This window comes from Pseudoalteromonas sp. 2CM39R (assembly GCF_023161845.1).
Genome location: NZ_JALNTM010000030.1, coordinates 26122 through 42165, shown reverse-complemented (window position 1 = coordinate 42165; position 16044 = coordinate 26122). Strand labels below are relative to the sequence as shown.

At 41.1% G+C, this 16044-nt stretch carries 17 protein-coding genes; 7 read left to right on the top strand and 10 right to left on the bottom strand.

Translation table 11 applies throughout. The features are described 5' to 3' along the window. Window positions 1-7: 7 nt before the first annotated feature. On the bottom strand, window positions 8-1780 hold the full coding sequence (gene oadA, locus MTF66_RS34825) for a sodium-extruding oxaloacetate decarboxylase subunit alpha (RefSeq protein WP_055198140.1): 1773 nt from the start codon (window positions 1778-1780) through the stop codon (window positions 8-10). Window positions 1781-1795: 15 nt separating this feature from the next. Beyond that, a complete protein-coding gene (locus MTF66_RS34820; protein ID WP_054560781.1) occupies window positions 1796-2044 on the bottom strand; it encodes an OadG family protein in 249 nt (82 codons plus the stop codon). A gap of 534 nt (window positions 2045-2578) precedes the next feature. Between MTF66_RS34820 and MTF66_RS34815 the strand changes: the two genes are divergently transcribed. Both MTF66_RS34815 and MTF66_RS34810 read left to right on the top strand, forming a co-directional pair. Continuing rightward, complete coding sequence (locus MTF66_RS34815) at window positions 2579-2752, top strand: DUF1328 domain-containing protein (RefSeq protein ID WP_248530052.1); 174 nt, start codon at window positions 2579-2581, stop codon at window positions 2750-2752. 51 nt (window positions 2753-2803) lie between these two features. After that, complete coding sequence (locus MTF66_RS34810; RefSeq protein WP_054551284.1) at window positions 2804-2995, top strand: hypothetical protein; 192 nt, start codon at window positions 2804-2806, stop codon at window positions 2993-2995. Window positions 2996-3343: 348 nt separating this feature from the next. Here the strand turns inward: MTF66_RS34810 and MTF66_RS34805 are convergent, their stop codons facing one another. Further along, window positions 3344-4267, bottom strand: a complete 924-nt coding sequence (locus MTF66_RS34805; RefSeq protein ID WP_248530051.1) for a hypothetical protein — start codon at window positions 4265-4267, stop codon at window positions 3344-3346. A 124-nt stretch (window positions 4268-4391) separates the two neighbouring features. Here MTF66_RS34805 and MTF66_RS34800 point away from each other — a divergent pair, with 124 nt between their 5' ends. After that, window positions 4392-4859, top strand: coding sequence for a YcxB family protein (locus MTF66_RS34800; protein WP_248530050.1), 468 nt, complete (start codon window positions 4392-4394; stop codon window positions 4857-4859). A gap of 27 nt (window positions 4860-4886) precedes the next feature. Here MTF66_RS34800 and csrA read toward each other — a convergent pair whose 3' ends face one another. The 7 genes from csrA to MTF66_RS34765 all read right to left on the bottom strand — a co-directional run bounded on the left by csrA (window position 4887) and on the right by MTF66_RS34765 (window position 12290). Then, window positions 4887-5078: a carbon storage regulator CsrA gene (gene csrA, locus MTF66_RS34795; RefSeq protein WP_036970495.1), complete on the bottom strand. Its 192-nt coding sequence runs from the start codon at window positions 5076-5078 to the stop codon at window positions 4887-4889. Between the two features lie 93 nt (window positions 5079-5171). After that, complete coding sequence (locus tag MTF66_RS34790) at window positions 5172-6389, bottom strand: aspartate kinase (RefSeq protein WP_248530049.1); 1218 nt, start codon at window positions 6387-6389, stop codon at window positions 5172-5174. Window positions 6390-6395: 6 nt separating this feature from the next. Then, window positions 6396-8996 (bottom strand): alanine--tRNA ligase, encoded by a 2601-nt coding sequence (gene alaS / locus MTF66_RS34785; RefSeq protein WP_248530048.1) that lies wholly within the window; start codon window positions 8994-8996, stop codon window positions 6396-6398. A gap of 17 nt (window positions 8997-9013) precedes the next feature. Beyond that, window positions 9014-9466 carry a regulatory protein RecX gene (locus MTF66_RS34780; RefSeq protein ID WP_248530047.1) on the bottom strand — a complete coding sequence of 151 codons (453 nt, stop codon included), beginning with the start codon at window positions 9464-9466 and terminating at the stop codon, window positions 9014-9016. Beyond that, the gene (locus MTF66_RS34775; RefSeq protein WP_054560784.1) at window positions 9466-10260 is read right to left on the bottom strand and encodes a BPSS1780 family membrane protein; all 795 of its coding nucleotides are present in this window, start codon (window positions 10258-10260) and stop codon (window positions 9466-9468) included. The genes MTF66_RS34780 and MTF66_RS34775 overlap by 1 nt, the downstream gene beginning before the upstream one ends. Before the next feature lie 78 nt (window positions 10261-10338). Continuing rightward, on the bottom strand, window positions 10339-10965 hold the full coding sequence (gene ribA, locus MTF66_RS34770) for a GTP cyclohydrolase II (protein WP_054551277.1): 627 nt from the start codon (window positions 10963-10965) through the stop codon (window positions 10339-10341). A gap of 395 nt (window positions 10966-11360) precedes the next feature. Beyond that, window positions 11361-12290, bottom strand: a complete 930-nt coding sequence (locus MTF66_RS34765) for a LysR family transcriptional regulator (RefSeq protein WP_248530046.1) — start codon at window positions 12288-12290, stop codon at window positions 11361-11363. Window positions 12291-12387: 97 nt separating this feature from the next. Here MTF66_RS34765 and MTF66_RS34760 point away from each other — a divergent pair, with 97 nt between their 5' ends. The 4 genes from MTF66_RS34760 to MTF66_RS34745 all read left to right on the top strand — a co-directional run bounded on the left by MTF66_RS34760 (window position 12388) and on the right by MTF66_RS34745 (window position 15999). Further along, window positions 12388-12843 (top strand): nuclear transport factor 2 family protein, encoded by a 456-nt coding sequence (locus MTF66_RS34760; protein WP_248530045.1) that lies wholly within the window; start codon window positions 12388-12390, stop codon window positions 12841-12843. A 1-nt stretch (window position 12844) separates the two neighbouring features. Next, complete coding sequence (locus tag MTF66_RS34755) at window positions 12845-13807, top strand: TIGR03571 family LLM class oxidoreductase (RefSeq protein ID WP_248530044.1); 963 nt, start codon at window positions 12845-12847, stop codon at window positions 13805-13807. Next, complete coding sequence (locus MTF66_RS34750; protein WP_248530043.1) at window positions 13804-14736, top strand: nuclear transport factor 2 family protein; 933 nt, start codon at window positions 13804-13806, stop codon at window positions 14734-14736. Before MTF66_RS34755 ends, MTF66_RS34750 begins: the two co-directional genes overlap by 4 nt. Before the next feature lie 189 nt (window positions 14737-14925). Further along, window positions 14926-15999 (top strand): energy transducer TonB, encoded by a 1074-nt coding sequence (locus MTF66_RS34745; RefSeq protein WP_248530042.1) that lies wholly within the window; start codon window positions 14926-14928, stop codon window positions 15997-15999. Window positions 16000-16044 lie beyond the last annotated feature (45 nt).

Below are 16044 nucleotides of genomic sequence, written 5' to 3'. Positions count from 1 at the left end.
CTGTCTCCTATGCTAGCGCGATTAGCGCATCGCCAGTGGCAACAGAGTCGCCCTCTGCTACTAATACTTCAGCTATTGTACCTGAGTGTGCGGCGCGAACTTCTGTTTCCATTTTCATCGCTTCCATAATGATAACCACATCACCTTCATTTACTGTTTGGCCAGCTTTTACCTTCACTTTGAAAATATTGCCTGCTAACGGCGCGTTTAAGGTTTCGCTAACAGACGCTGAAGCTGACTGAGGTATTAACTCACTGTCTTTTAGGGTTACTTCTTTGAGCTCACCACCTTGCGCTACAACTACATCGTAAACTTTGCCATCAACTTTAACGCTGTATTGCTCTGCTTTTGCAGGGCTTGTAGAGGCTGGCTTAGTTTCTGACTTAGCAACTTCACCCGTTGGAATTGCTTCAAACGCATCAGGGTTGTTACGGTTTTTAATAAACTTAAGGCCGATTTGAGGGAATAATGCGTAAGTAAGCACATCATCAATCACGTCATCAGCAAGCTCTAAACCTTGCTCCTTAGCTTCACTTAATAACTCTGCTTCAAGCTTCTCAAGCTCAGGCTCAAGCTTATCAGCAGGACGGCACGTAATTGCTTCAGCCCCCTCTAGTACACGCTCTTGTAGCTCTTTATTCATTGGCGCTGGTGTTGCACCATACTCGCCTTTGAGTACACCCGCAGTTTCTTTAGTGATGGTTTTATAACGCTCGCCAGTCAGTACATTAAGTACCGCTTGAGTACCAACAATTTGCGACGTTGGTGTAACTAGAGGAATGTAACCTAAGTCTTCACGTACACGCGGGATCTCAAGTAATACTTGATCAAGCTTATCAGCAGCACCTTGCTCTTTAAGCTGATTTTCCATGTTAGTTAACATACCGCCAGGTACTTGGGCTAGTAAGATACGACCATCAACACCTTTAAGGCTGCCTTCAAAAGCAGCGTATTTCTTGCGTACATCACGGAAGTAAGCGGCAATTTCTTCTAACTCATTTAAATTAAGACCGGTGTCACGCTCAGTGCCTTCTACAATTGAAACAATAGTTTCTGTGGCACTATGACCATAGGTCATACTCATTGACGAAATCGCCGTATCAAGCATATCGATACCCGCATCGATTGCTTTTTGGTAAGTTGCAGTACTTAAACCTGTCGTCGCGTGGCATTGCATTGCGATAGGAATAGATACAGTTTCTTTTAAGCCTTTGATCAACTGTTCGCAATCATATGGCTTTAATAAACCCGCCATATCTTTGATACAAATTGAATGACAACCAAGATCTTCTAGTTGTTTTGCAAGCTCAAGCCACATATCAAGCGTATGGACTGGGCTTACTGTGTACGAAATAGTACCTTGGGCATGAGCACCTACTTTAACAGCAGCTTTAATGGCAGTTTCAAGGTTACGCACATCGTTCATCGCATCGAAAATGCGGAAAACATCAACACCGTTTTTGTGGGCACGCTCAACAAACTTTTCGACTACATCATCAGCATAATGACGGTAACCTAAAAGATTTTGTCCGCGAAGTAGCATTTGTTGCTTAGTGTTTGGCATTGCCGCTTTTAGCTCGCGAATACGTTGCCAAGGATCTTCACCTAAATAACGGATACACGAGTCAAACGTCGCACCACCCCATGATTCAATTGACCAATAACCCGCATTATCGAGTTTTTCTGCCATGGGTAGCATGTCGTCTAAGCGCATACGCGTTGCCAAAAGAGACTGGTGTGCGTCACGCAATACTAATTCGGTTAATTTTAATTTAGCCATGTTTAAGCTGCCCCGTTATTTTTGTTTATTTCGAAATTGAGCAATTGCAGCGCTGATTGCTGCAATATGTGCCTGTGGCACACCCTGTTGAGGTTGAATTTTTGCTGTACGCGTAGGTTCTGCAGTTGCAGGATCATCAAATCGACCCACTACCTTTGACATTAAAGTGACTGCTGAAATCAAAATAGTCAGAAAAACAAACACGCCTACCATGCCTGTCACCATCAAACTGGCCGCAGTGGTGAGTAATCCACCTATATCCATACGACTCCCCTCGCTTACTTAAAATAAAAAGTTATTTTTGTTAAATAATTATGCACCAATAATAACAAACAAAATTCATTTGTATAGCACCATTGTAAATTGGTAAAACCAATTAGATTTAAAATAACATGACGCACATATAATTAACACCCTACTATTAGCGCATTTAAAGCCCCGTTATAGATGATATAAATAGTCAATATAGCCAGACGTTATATGTTCAGCTATTAACCAATCATAGTAAAAAGCCTAAAAACCACGCACAACAAGGTGTTAGAGCTATCCCCTTAAAATAAAGTTAAATTGGTCTTACCAATAATCACAGAAATACTCTTTTTCTTAATTCAGCTCAATATGAAAAAATATCACTATGAATAAGTTACATGCTTACTCGTAAAAGTTACCAAATGATGAACCCTCTCAAGAACAACAAAAACACTCAACCCGTTGAAATATATAAAATAAAACTTATGGCACAGAACTCGCTTCAGTTACATCGAACTTAAGAAAATTTAAATAGCCAAGGAGACCACTATGTTACGCTGGACAATTACTTTTTTAGTTATCGCGTTAATCGCAGCAGTGTTAGGTTTTGGCGGTATCGCAGGAGCCGCTGCAGGCATCGCTAAGATTATCTTTTTTATATTTTTAGTATTACTAGTTATTTCGCTGGTATCAGGAGCACTTAGAGGTAGTACCCCTAAGTAGTTAAAAGCAGATAACCACTTACTTTATTTTAAATTTACAAGGAATTTCATTATGAAAAATTCAACTTTAAAAGCCGCTACTATCGCCCTATTTTCAGGTTTATTCATCATGGGTTGTGAAGACAACTCTGCTGAAGACGCAGGTGAGCGTATTGATGAAGCAATTACTGATACACAAAATGCAGTTGAAGATGCATGTGAAGAAGTAAAAGAAGGTGTTAACGCAGAAGAAACTAACTGCTAATAACACACCTAACTTAAGAAAAGCGGCCAAGTGCCGCTTTTTTGTGTATGTAAGTTAGCGAGTTAGCGACTCTAGGCTGCAAGCTGCTTGTGTCAAGCAGTTTGCTAACTTTCCTCTTTCCCCTAGAAGCTCGTAACTTTACTCTTCCCCTAGAAGCTCGTAACTTTACTCTTCCCCTAGAAGCTCGTAACTTTACTCTTCCCCTACAAGCTCGCAACTTTACTCTTTCCCCTAGAAACTCGATAACTTTACTCTTTCCTCTAGAAACTCGCTAACTTGTTGGGTTAATCTGAAAGCTGATAGCTATGAGTGCGTTGGGTTTCGCTCCGCTCTACCCAACCTACGTTATTACTCACAAGACGTTGTGAGGGGCTTGTTTGTCGATACACTCGCTATATGCCACTGGCCGTCGGTAAAACTCACCTTTGCGACATCACTTACAGCAAAGTCACCAGGTACATTTAAGCGCGTTAAGTTGCTCGCTAACTGCTGCTGGCAATATGGGCCGGTATCGCCATGCATTACAAGTACAGGTTTATTGGTGTGCTTTGCGAAGTCGCTGATGGCATCTCGGTATATTTTAAATGCATCACAATTAGAACGTTGTGATTCACTGCAAGTGGGTTTACTGGTCGGGTGGTAAATATCAGCCTGAAAACCAAATACATAGGCCTTAGCATCTTGCTGAACAAGCGCTTGTTTTAACCAAGTTAAGTTGTACTTATCACGCTTGTCGGCGGCATCAAGTGCTGCGTTTTTGTCACTTTTTAAAATTTGCGAGCGACCATTAAAAGTACCCGGTATATGCAAAGTGCGAAACTCAATGCCATCAAACTGCCAGCGAGCATTTTCTAGCATTTCAGTTTGGGTTGCATAACCCTGAAGTTGCTGTGCTTTTTTTGTATAAGCATCATCGAACATCAAGCCTTTAACAAAGCTTAGCCGTTCAAGCTCATCAAAACGCACCGATAGCTTTTCTCGGTCGCAATCGGTCCATTCATTATCACCTGGGGTATAAATAAAAGGCTGTGTGGTCAACGACGTCAATAACGCTTTATTACTTTGCAAAAGTTTATTCGTGCAAGCAAGCGCTCCTGATTTCATATCACCTAAGTGCATTAAAAAGCCATGAGGTGTTGCTGCGATTGCCTTGGTGATTTTTCCGCCTTCTGCGAGATTGATTTCATCAATCGGGGTGTATGGCATATCGCCCATAACTAAAAAAGTATTTGTGGTCATTGCAAGTGCTAATGACATTGAACTAACAAACATACAACTTACACCTTTAAAATACACATATCTTAAGCTCTCACAATGACAACTAAATGAAAACCAACTACAGAAGATTTTTTCTATCAATGTTAAACTGCCGCCAGCAAATAAAGTGAGCCCACAAATGACTTTAAGTACAAGTTACAAATTAGATAAACCGTATTATTACGAATGCTTTGATGAGTCTTTACCTTATTCATCTCAAGCCAAACCTAAATACTCGTTGTTGGTATTATTAATAACCTTAGGCTTGTTGGCTTTTTATCAATTAGATAATCATTATTTAGGCAGCTTTATGATTATGCTTGCCGTGGTTGAGTGCTTATCTTTTTATTATAAACGCCCATGGTGGGTCGCAAGACAAATGATGAGTCGTGCATCGGGTAGCGAAGTGACTGTCGTATTTGATGATGAAGGCGTTAAAGCAGAAAACCCGCATAAAAGCTACCAATTAAGCTGGCAACAAATTAGTGAGATTATTGAAACTGAGCGAGGTTATATTTTAAAGGCTCAGCGCGGTATGCAATATATTTCTAAACAAGCGCTAAATGATGAAATGACAGCAGAACTAAATAAAAGAGCCACTCAGTGAGTGGCTCTTAAAAATATCTGTCGCTGATTAAACGTTGCCCGGATTTGGGTTAGATTTCTCTGCTTGAATTCGCATGTAGATTTCTTCACGATGTACTGATACATCTTTAGGTGCATTTACACCAATGCGAACTTGATTTCCTTTAACACCAAGAACAGTAACTGTTACTTCGTCACCGATCATAAGGGTTTCACCTACTCTACGAGTTAGTATTAGCATTCTCTTGCTCCCATGTTCCAAAAAATTAAAAGATTCCGCGTCAAAAACATTCTAATGAAATATAGACTTAAAAGTAAGTAAAAACTCTAGATCTTATTCATTTTCAGTTAAAAAAACTTTGTGTAGCGCACGTACAGCCAGTTCTAAATACTTTTCGTCAATTAAAACTGATATCTTTATTTCTGATGTCGATACAAGCATCACTTTGATGTTTTCATCGGCAAGGGCATTAAAAAATAAACTTGCCACACCAGAGTGAGATTTCATCCCTACACCTACTGCAGACACCTTGGCAACATTGCTGATCCCTTTAATAGATTCTGCGTTGATACCATCTTGGTTACTGGTCAAAATTTCAAGCGCTTGCTCAAAATCATTTGTGTGCACAGTAAAAGCATAGTCTATTTTTTCAAAGTTATGATTAACTTGATTAATCATATCTATTTCGATGCCGAATTCTGCAAAAAGTTTCAAAATTTTTGCAAGGTTTTCCGTTCCTTGGTGCACACCATTAACGTAAATCAGACTTTCGTCACGATTAAAGGCGATACCCGACACAATGTTTGCTTGCACATCCGGCTCCTCAAAACTGATCAAGGTCCCTTGATCCGGGTTAAAACTCGATAACACTCTGAGCGGTATATTATATTTTCCTGCAGCTTCGACACTACGAATATGCAGCACCTTAGCCCCAAGACTGGCCATTTCGAGCATTTCTTCGAAGGTGACATGGCTCATACGTCGTGCATTTGGTTCAATGCGAGGGTCAGTGGTGTATACCCCATCAACATCGGTGTAAATTTGACATTCATCGGCATTGATAGCGCCAGCAATTTCAACCGCAGAAGTATCAGTACCACCGCGACCAAGCGTGGTGATATTGCCTTCAATATCGCGGCCCTGAAAGCCCGCTATAATGGCAATCCGGTTATGTTCAAGTTCATGCTTAAGACGAGTCGCAGCAATCTCTTCAATACGCGCTTTGCCAAACATATTATCAGTGCGAATGTTGACCTGATCAGCAAGTAAGCTTACCGCTGAGTGGCCACGTTTGATGATAGCCATTGCCAGCAGAGAAACTGACACTTGCTCACCGGTAGTTAGCAATACATCAAGCTCACGAGCACTAGGGCGAGAATCGATTTGTTTAGCGAGTTTAATTAGACGGTTAGTTTCTCCCGACATAGCCGAGAGCACCACCACAACTTGATGGCCTTGTTGCTTGGTTTTTACAACAAGGTCGGCGACTGCCTCAATTCGCTCTATTGAGCCAACTGAGGTGCCACCGAATTTTTGGACGATAAGTGCCACTAGTAGTTAAGAACGCTCAGATAACCAACCAGTTACACTTTCTAAGGCTGCAGCTAGGTTCTCTGGCTGAGTACCACCAGCTTGTGCCATATCAGGACGACCACCGCCCTTACCGCCTACTTGTGCAGCCATGTGATTTACAAGCTCACCGGCTTTCACTTTACCTGTTAGGTCTTTAGTTACACCTGCAATTAGGCTTACTTTGTCGCCATTAGCTACGCCAAGGGCAATAACACCTGAGCCAATCTTCGTTTTCAGGTCATCAACCATGCCGCGTAGCGCTTTAGACTCAGTACCGGCAACATCAGCAACAAGTAGCTTAATACCGTTCACTTCAACAACAGAGTCAAGTAACGATGCACCTGCCGCACTTGCTAGCTTGTCGTTAAGCTGTGCAATTTGCTTCTCAAGGCCTTTTGATTTCTCAAGTAATGCAGTTACTTTTTCAAGTACTGTGCTGCTATCACCTTTTACTAGTGCTGCAACATCGTTTAGTTGTTGCTCTTGCTCACTTACATAAGCAACCGCTTCAGCACCTGTTACCGCTTCAATACGGCGGATACCGGCCGCGATACCGCTTTCTGATACGATTTTGAATAAACCGATATCACCTGCACGCTTAACGTGAGTACCACCACATAGCTCGATTGAGTAGTCACCAATGGTTACTACGCGAACTTCGTCGTCGTATTTTTCACCGAATAATGCCATTGCACCTTTTGCTTTAGCATCTTCGATAGCCATTAGCTCAGTTTCAAGTGCAAAGTTACGACGGATTTCATCGTTCACTGCGCGCTCGATTTGGCTTAATTCGTCTTTTGTTACCGCTTCAAAGTGAGAGAAGTCAAAACGTAAACGTTCAGGCTCAACAAGTGAACCTTTTTGATTTACGTGCTCACCTAAAATTTGACGTAACGTTTCATGCAGAATATGTGTTGCAGTGTGGTTTTTCTTGATGCTATCGCGACGAGCTGCATCAATTGTTGCCTCTGCTTTATCGTTTGTACCAATACGGCCTTGTACACGACCATGGTGTGCAAATGCATTACCAAGTTTCGTGGTGTTAGTCACTACAAACTCACCACCAGCAACTTTTAACACACCCGTGTCACCAACCTGACCACCTGATTCAGCGTAGAACGGTGTACGGTCTAAGATTGCGATACCTTCTTGACCATCTTCAAGTACAGAAACCGATTGACCTTCTGAGAAAAGCTCAACCACAGTACCTGTGTAATGCTCTGCATCGTAACCTTTAAAGTCTGTGTGTTTTTCAGATTTAAGTTGTTGGTTGTAATCAGCACCAAACTTACCAGCTTGTTGTGCTTGCTTACGCTGTACTGCCATACACTCTTGGAAGCCGTGCTCATCAATCGTCATAAAACGCTCACGCGCAACGTCTGCCGTTAAATCAGCAGGGAAACCGTAAGTGTCGTAAAGCTTAAACACTAATTCGCCCGGGATCACATCGCCTTTGATGTCAGTTAGGCTTTCTTCTAAAATAGCCAAACCACGCTCAAGTGTTTTACCAAACTGCTCTTCTTCAATACGCAGTACTTTTTCGATAATTTCTTGTTGCTTAGCAAGCTCTGGGTACGCTTGACCCATTTGCTCAATTAGTGCAGCAACTAGCTTGTAGAAGAATGCACCTTTCGCGCCTAACTTATTACCATGACGAACGGCACGACGAATAATACGACGTAGTACATAACCACGGCCTTCGTTTGATGGCATAACGCCGTCAGATACTAAGAACGCACACGAACGAATGTGGTCAGCCACAACACGTAACGATTTATCATTTAAATCTTGTGCGTTTGTTACTTTAGCCGCCGCAGCAATAAGCGCTTGGAATAAATCGATTTCGTAGTTTGAGTGCACGCCTTGTAAAATTGCAGAGATACGCTCAAGACCCATACCTGTATCAACAGACTGCTTAGGAAGCGGCTCCATTGTACCGTCGGCATGGCGGTTATACTGCATGAATACTAGGTTCCAGATCTCGATGAAACGGTCACCGTCTTCTTCAGGTGAACCTGGAGGACCACCCCAAATTTCTTCACCGTGATCGTAAAAGATTTCAGAACATGGACCACAAGGACCTGTATCACCCATTGACCAGAAGTTATCGCTGGTTGCAATGCGAATAATACGGTCTTCACTTAGACCCACTTCTTTATGCCAAATGTTGAAGGCTTCTTCATCATCGTGATAAATGGTAACAAGTAGCTTTTCTTGAGGTAGTTTTACAACATCAGTTAAAAACTCCCAAGCAAACTTGATTGCGTCTTGCTTGAAGTAATCGCCAAAGCTGAAGTTACCTAACATTTCGAAGAACGTATGGTGACGTGCAGTGTAGCCTACGTTTTCAAGGTCGTTATGTTTACCACCTGCGCGTACACAACGTTGAGAGCTAGTTGCACGTGAATAAGGGCGGCTTTCCGCACCTAAAAATACATCTTTAAATTGCACCATACCGGCGTTATTGAATAATAACGTGGCATCATTACCCGGGATCAGCGAGCTTGAAGGAACAATCTGGTGTTGTTTAGAGGCAAAAAAGTCTAAGAACTGTTGCCTGATCTGTGCGGTAGTCATATGCTGCATGTGAAAATCTCACCCGTTTATTGCTGTGCTTGCATTGCAAAATCAATTTGTTCGTAATTAAAGCCTCGATACATCAAGTAGCGTACACGTTTCGCTCTTTCTTTCTGGTCGAGTTCTTTACCTGAATATGAAAACTTCTTTAAATATGCGTCCTTTGCGAGTTCGAACCAATCGACTTCGAACTCCTCGAGCGTTTTATCTAATAGTGCTCGGTCTATCCCTTTTGCCATTGCTTCGCTCTGAATGCGTTTTACACCATGATACTTAGCCAAATGGCGGCGTACAAACCCTTCGCAATAGCGCTGTTCGTTAATAAAGTTGTGTGATTCACACCAATCTAACAAGCGCTCTGTGAACTCGGGTGTCGCCTCTTTTTGCTGTAACTTTCGCTTTAGATCCCGACGCGAATAATCTTGTCGAGACAATAACCAAAGTACGTAATTTTTTAACTTTTGTTCTTTATCATCCATTACGCGTCAAAGCGTCCTGATTGTGACGGCGCTTCGGGTGCTTTTGTTTGGTCATCACCTTTTGGCACAACCGGCATAAAAATAGCCTGAAAAGACACGAAGAAACTAATGTAACAAATTGGCATTAAAACCAATAGTGGAATAAACGATAAAGGAATACAGATCACCATTAAAACAGCGCAAATTAGGCCATAAACACTCAATGGCGCCATATTATGGTAAAACACCATGAATGAGGTTTTTAAAACCTGAAACATATTGCTTTGTTTTTGAAAATAAACCAAAGGCACTGCATAGGCAAAAGCGGTTAAATACACACAGATCGCCACTAAGAATACCGCAACTTGCCCCATTGAAATGGTTGCCAATAAATCCGCAATATGTGATTGGTTTTGTGGATCGAAAGTCTGACTCGAAATAACTGCGTAGGCATCTGCAAAAATGAAATTAGACAGTAAGGCCAATAAAATACCTGCCGCCATCTGATACACTGCAACGCGCACTAAACCTATACGGTTTCCCTTATTACTAAACGGCTTAAAAATATCAGCTTGGCTGACAGTCCCGCCTTGTTGCTTTGTTAACACAGCTTGATAAAAACCCGCCATCAAAAATGGCGTCACAAACGCACCAACAACTTGCAGTAAAGGTAGTAGCAATGCCAAAAAGCTAATTATCACGATTAGCAGATGCATTAAAATAAAAGTCAAAGGTTGCAGCTTAAAGATTTCCCATCCAGCTTTAAACCATTTAACGCCCGCATCAGCTTTAAAAATACGTACTTCGATCGACATAGTTTCTCATTCAATAACGACAAAACGCACCGAGTATAACTGGGTGCGCTACTTGTTTATAGTCACCTGTAGTGAAATTTACTCAGGCTTTTTAATTTTTTTAATATCAAGCATGTGCGAGCCATGTTTGATTTTCGTTTCGAGGTAAGCTCGGTTACCTACCACACCCGCTTTAATGTGCGCATGAGTGCCAACCACTGAATCAACTTCAATACCTGCATCACGCAGGGCTTTAAGCTTATTTGGGTTGTTAGTCATTAGCTTAACGTGCTTTTGATTGAGTGCTTCAAGCATTAATACCGCGTCTGAAAAGTCACGTAAATCATCAGCAAAACCCAAGTGGTTATTCGCTTCGTACGTATTCATACCTTGCGACTGTAATACGTAAGCATCAATTTTATTGTATAAACCAATGCCACGGCCCTCTTGGCGTAAATACAGTAAAATACCGCCTTGTTGGTGCATCATCTCGATACACTCATTTAATTGCTCACCACAATCACAACGTGATGAATGGAATACATCGCCCGTTAAACATTCTGAATGCATACGAATTAAAGGGACATCTTGCTCTGTGTCTGCTTGATTAAACACTAAAGCAACATGTTCTTGGCCATCATTTAAGCCACTGAAAGATACGATTTCTGCAGGGATATCACTGTTTTTGCCAACATTCAGCTGGACTCTTGCTCTTACTTGCGCCACGACAAATCCAAATTAAAAAATAAATGCGATACTGCAAATGTGATTACAACAGCTTGAAGGTTGTAAGGATGCAACATACGACGAGTGATAACTAATATTGAGGCAGTTACCAGCAATTCAAGTATTATACACTCAAACCACCCCAAGATACGAGCTTTGCGCCTCGCTTTAGTGACGCTAACAAAACACCTTAAAAGCTCTGCTTTTTAGAGCTAGACCTTTGAAATACAATAAATTACTAAACAAACCTTTGTAGATATTCGAAAAAATAGATTAGTTTAATCTCAATAAACCGCTAAGCCTTTAACAACCACCTATCAAAATAATAAAAATAACAGTGTAATGATGAGCTTCAGCGCTGATTAATAACGTACTTAAAGCGCTAAATAAAACAATTATGAGGAATAACCAAAAAGTGATGCTTGAAGCTTAAACTGCTCTGCTAACTCATCAATTATAACCCTTTGACTAAGCTTTAAATATCTTGAGCGTGGCCAAACAACATTGATTGGCATAACCGCACCTGAAAAGGTATCTAAAACACTAGTTAGTCTATTACTATCTAGCTGCTCTTGAATAAGCCATGTAGGTAATTGTGCAACACCTAAACCATTAAGTGCGGCATCTAGCATCGCATCTCCATCACTGAGCATATATCTGGAATTGATGAGCTGGTTAAATGACTGCTTTTTACTATCTTTGAACAACCATGTTGGCTGCGAAGAGCGCTTACTGCCAATAATACAATCATGAGTGAGCAAATCCGCTGGAGTGTCTGGCACACCATGTTGGTCAAAATAATCTTGACTACCACACACTGTTAGTTTTTGATAACCCAACAATTTTGCTACCAGATCGGCATCATCTTCTAATGTGCCGATACGTACCACCAAATCAACATTTTCATTTATTAAATTGATACGACTTTCACTAAAGTGAACCGCAAGCTCTAGTTTAGGATACTTGTTTGCTAATTTAGAAAGAATTGGCATTACATACTTACGGCCGAATGCCGCAGGTAAGTGAAGCTTTACTTGCCCCGAAACATTGTGGCTACCGGCAGTGACCGCTTGCTCTAGGCTATCTATTTCAGCCAGTATTTTTACCCAGCCTTCAAAATAATGCTGTCCTTCTGGGGTTGCCATAATTTTACGAGTTGTTCGATGCAATAACTTCGTACCTAACTTACTTTCAAGCCTAGTAACAGTTTTGCCAACAGCGGAGCCTGTTAAACCTAACCGATTACCAGCTGCTGTGAATGTACCCATGCGTAGTGTTTCAACAAACTCTCGAATACCAAAGAAAGGGCTATCTTCTGGTTTCATTATGGAATCTCAGGACAGAATAAATGGAATATTAGCTAGGTTATCATTTAAAAAGAAGATAATAAAATAGTGTTCACTTATTCAGCAATAGAGAAATATGATGAGCGAACGCAAACTTCTCGATTTACTCGAAAAAGAAGAGATCCGAACTCTTCGATTAAACTACAGTCAGCTTTTAGACTCTGGTCAAATTCATAAAATGGAAGAAGTATTTACTAGCGACGCACGAGTCGAAGTAATAGTGGGAGAAATGAATGGAATTGAACAGATAAAGCAAGGATTAAAAAATGCTTATGATGAATTCGATACCCACAATAGAAAGCACTTCCCTTTTGTTCATGCCGTGATGAACCATCAAATAGTGCTAACAGATAAAACGACAGCACAGGGTGAGTGCTATCTAATTGACTTTGTTACAAGTAGGGAGCAAAGCGAATCTCCGCTTTTATTAGTGGGCCGATACTTAGATCGCTATGAAAAAATCGACGGTCAATGGCGCATTAGCCACTCTAAACTTGATGTTGTCTGGCCAGCGAATTCGGGAGTTCAGTAACATGAATAATCTACCAACTAGCTTTACAAATGTATTTGCCGACAACAAATTAACGCTGGGATTGCTCACTCCCCTTGAAGCGTACCCTAGCAGCCCTTTCCCTACCCTTAATGCTGATATAGCAACTGCTAAGCAGGCTGAACAAGCAGGTATTGCCAGTATTTGGTTTAGGGATGTGCCTTTTTATGATCCTAATTTTGGTGATGCTGCGCAGATGCTTGATCCATTCACTTACGCAGGCTTCATTGCTGCGCATACAAATACAATTACTTTAGGCACCGCAGGGGCAGTTTTACCATTGCGCGATCCTATCATGGTTGCCAAACAAGCAACCTCAGTAGATCATCTAAGTAATGGTCGTTTTGTGTTAGGAGTTTCAACCGGAGATAGGCCAGTTGAATACCCGGCTTTTGGTGTCGATTTTAACGCGCGTGCTGAGCGCTACAGAGAGTCAGTTGAAATTATCAAAACATTACACCAACAAAGCTTTCCTAAACACATTAGCCAATATTACGGCGAGCTTGATGGTTCACTTGACCTTTATCCAAAACCAGTAAATCAGCAGCTCCCCGTTATGGCCGTTGGTCGTTCTAGGCAATCATTTGAGTGGTTGGCTAATAATGTTAATGCTTGGATTTGGGCTGTTGATAATGAACAAGCCATCAGTGAAATCATTAACAACCTATCAATTGCAAGCAATAGCAACACAAGCCCACATTACGGCTATGCGACATTTTTTGATTTAGATAAAAACCCAGACGCCCCGTATCAGCGTTTTTATAATGTTGTACGAATTGGTCGAAATGCCCTTATTGAGCGACTGTTAAAACACAGAGAGCTTGGCGTAAAACACATTGCGCTAAACTTAAAACCTTCTCGAAGGGCTGCCCAAGATGTAATTGATGAATTGGGTAGCTTTGTTATTCCTGCTCTTGAAAAAGAGCAAAGAGAGCCTGCTGTATGAGTACTCAAGAACAGCTCAAAAACTTAATATCTCAGTTTAAAGATAGCTGGTTACGCTCGGATAAGCACTCGTTAGCAAAGCTGTTTAGCTCTGATATCATTTTCAAAAGCCATCACCATGGCTCTATAAATGGGCAAAAGCATGTATCAACAACCTTGAGTGAAGATTTCAAAAACTATGCAACGAATGCTGAATTTACAAATACGTTTACTGCACACCAAAAGGATTTTGCTGCAGCAAGCAGCTACGCTTATGTAGATGTAAATCATGGGCAAAAACGCTTTTTATGTGGTTGTACGTTTATTTTTCATTTCGTTTATGAAAACCAGCAATGGCTTATTAACCACATTAAATTTCAGGTTAACTGGAATAAAGGACAACAATCCTTGCTTCCTAACTGGAACATGCTTCCTGGAGTTCAGGGCTGGCAGCTAGTTGATGGTGCACCAACAATAGTAAGTGAATTACACTCTCCATGGGCATTAATTCGTAAGTTTAAAGCCTCTGAGCCAAAGCAAGCTCTCATTGATCTCTATAACAAGTATGCATTTGCTGTTGATAACTGTGATATTAGTTTACTTATTGATTGCTACAGCCAAGATATACATGGCAGCTTTCCTCCTTTAGGTGATTTATCTGGTAGAGAAAGTGTTATAGGGAGTTTAAAAAACTTTAGACTGCTTGCGCCATTTTGGCAGCACTTTGCAGAGTTGGTCAAAATGGAGATTAGTCAAGATAAAAAAGCAGCTCGATTTATCATTGCCCGAATCATTCCCGAAAAACCAGTGAATGATGGCAATCAAAAAATCTATGCAGCTCACTATCAGTTAGCAGCAAGATTAGAGTCAGATAATTGTTGGCGACTTTACGAATCGCATTACATACCGGGTTGGTTTGATGAACAGAATTTGCCTGAGTTTATAATCTAACAATAAAGCGCTCAATGTGAGCGCTTTTTCATAAGTACCTACGACCGGTTAAGCTTAATCACTGTTTTTGCTTAAATTAAAAACAGTGATACATTAAAAATTATTAGATACCTTGTACCTCTTGATGATAATGATTATCATCAACAAGTATTAATTCCCTCTTCTCTGGGCAAAATAATAAGGAATATTATGAAAAAGAGCTCACTTGCCTTATGTGTTGCATTACTATTTAGTCAGCAAGGCATTGCCAATGAAACGACCACCCAAAAATTTAACGACACCTACCGCGCTTATGTCGCTGCTGTAGAAAATAAGCAAGACAGTAGTGAGCTTGCCAAAAAAGCGTTTGAGCTTGGCAAAGAAATTTATGGTGAAAGCGCCGACAACACCGCCAACCTTGCTATTAACTATGCAAACAGCCTAGATAAAAGCGAACAAGAACAACGCTTTGAGTTATATCGCACAGCCTACGAAATACTCGAAACGAACCACGGCAAGCTAAGTGTGCAAGTATATGATTCATTAATCGGCATGGCAGAATCAACTCCCTCAGCTAAGCGCGCTGATACGTATCTTGATGATGTCATTGCTATTGCTGAAAAACAAAACTCAGACAAGCTTGTTGCTGATGTAAAAATGACCGCAGCTCGTATCCTTGCTTATAAGGGCACTGGCGAGCGCTATTACACAGCAAAGGAATATCTTGAAGAAGCCGATAAGTACTACCAAGAAAACTTACCAAATAACGCTGTCGATCGTATTAGCGCTGACTTTTTAGTTGCCGCATTCGCAGAAAACCAACGTAAATACAGCACCGCTATTGAGCGATTGAATCACGTAGTAAGTGTATTTGATCAAGAGCTAGACTTTGATCATCAAACCGAATTAAACGCCCATTCGAAGTTGGTTCACTTATACGAAAAAACAGGTAAAAGCGACGAAGCAACCAAACATTGCTTAGCGATTGCGAAAATGGTGCCTTGGAAAGAAAGCCAAGAACAAGAGCCGTTGTACCGCGTACATCCTAAATATCCAAAATCAAAAGTTCAACGTATGGAAGATGGCAGTGTCGTAATGGAGTTTGAAGTAACCCCGTCAGGCTTTGTAGACAACATAACTGTGGTTGGCTCTGAGGGTGGCTCAGCATTTGAAAGAGAAGCTGTTAAAGCAGTAAAACAGTGGCGTTATGCCCCTAAGTTTGAAAATGGTCAAGCTATTGCTGCGACTTCTCGGGTGCAATTGGATTTTAAAATCAACAACTAAATAACAGGGTCGCAATGCGACCCTTTTTATAGCTTTTTATAGCTT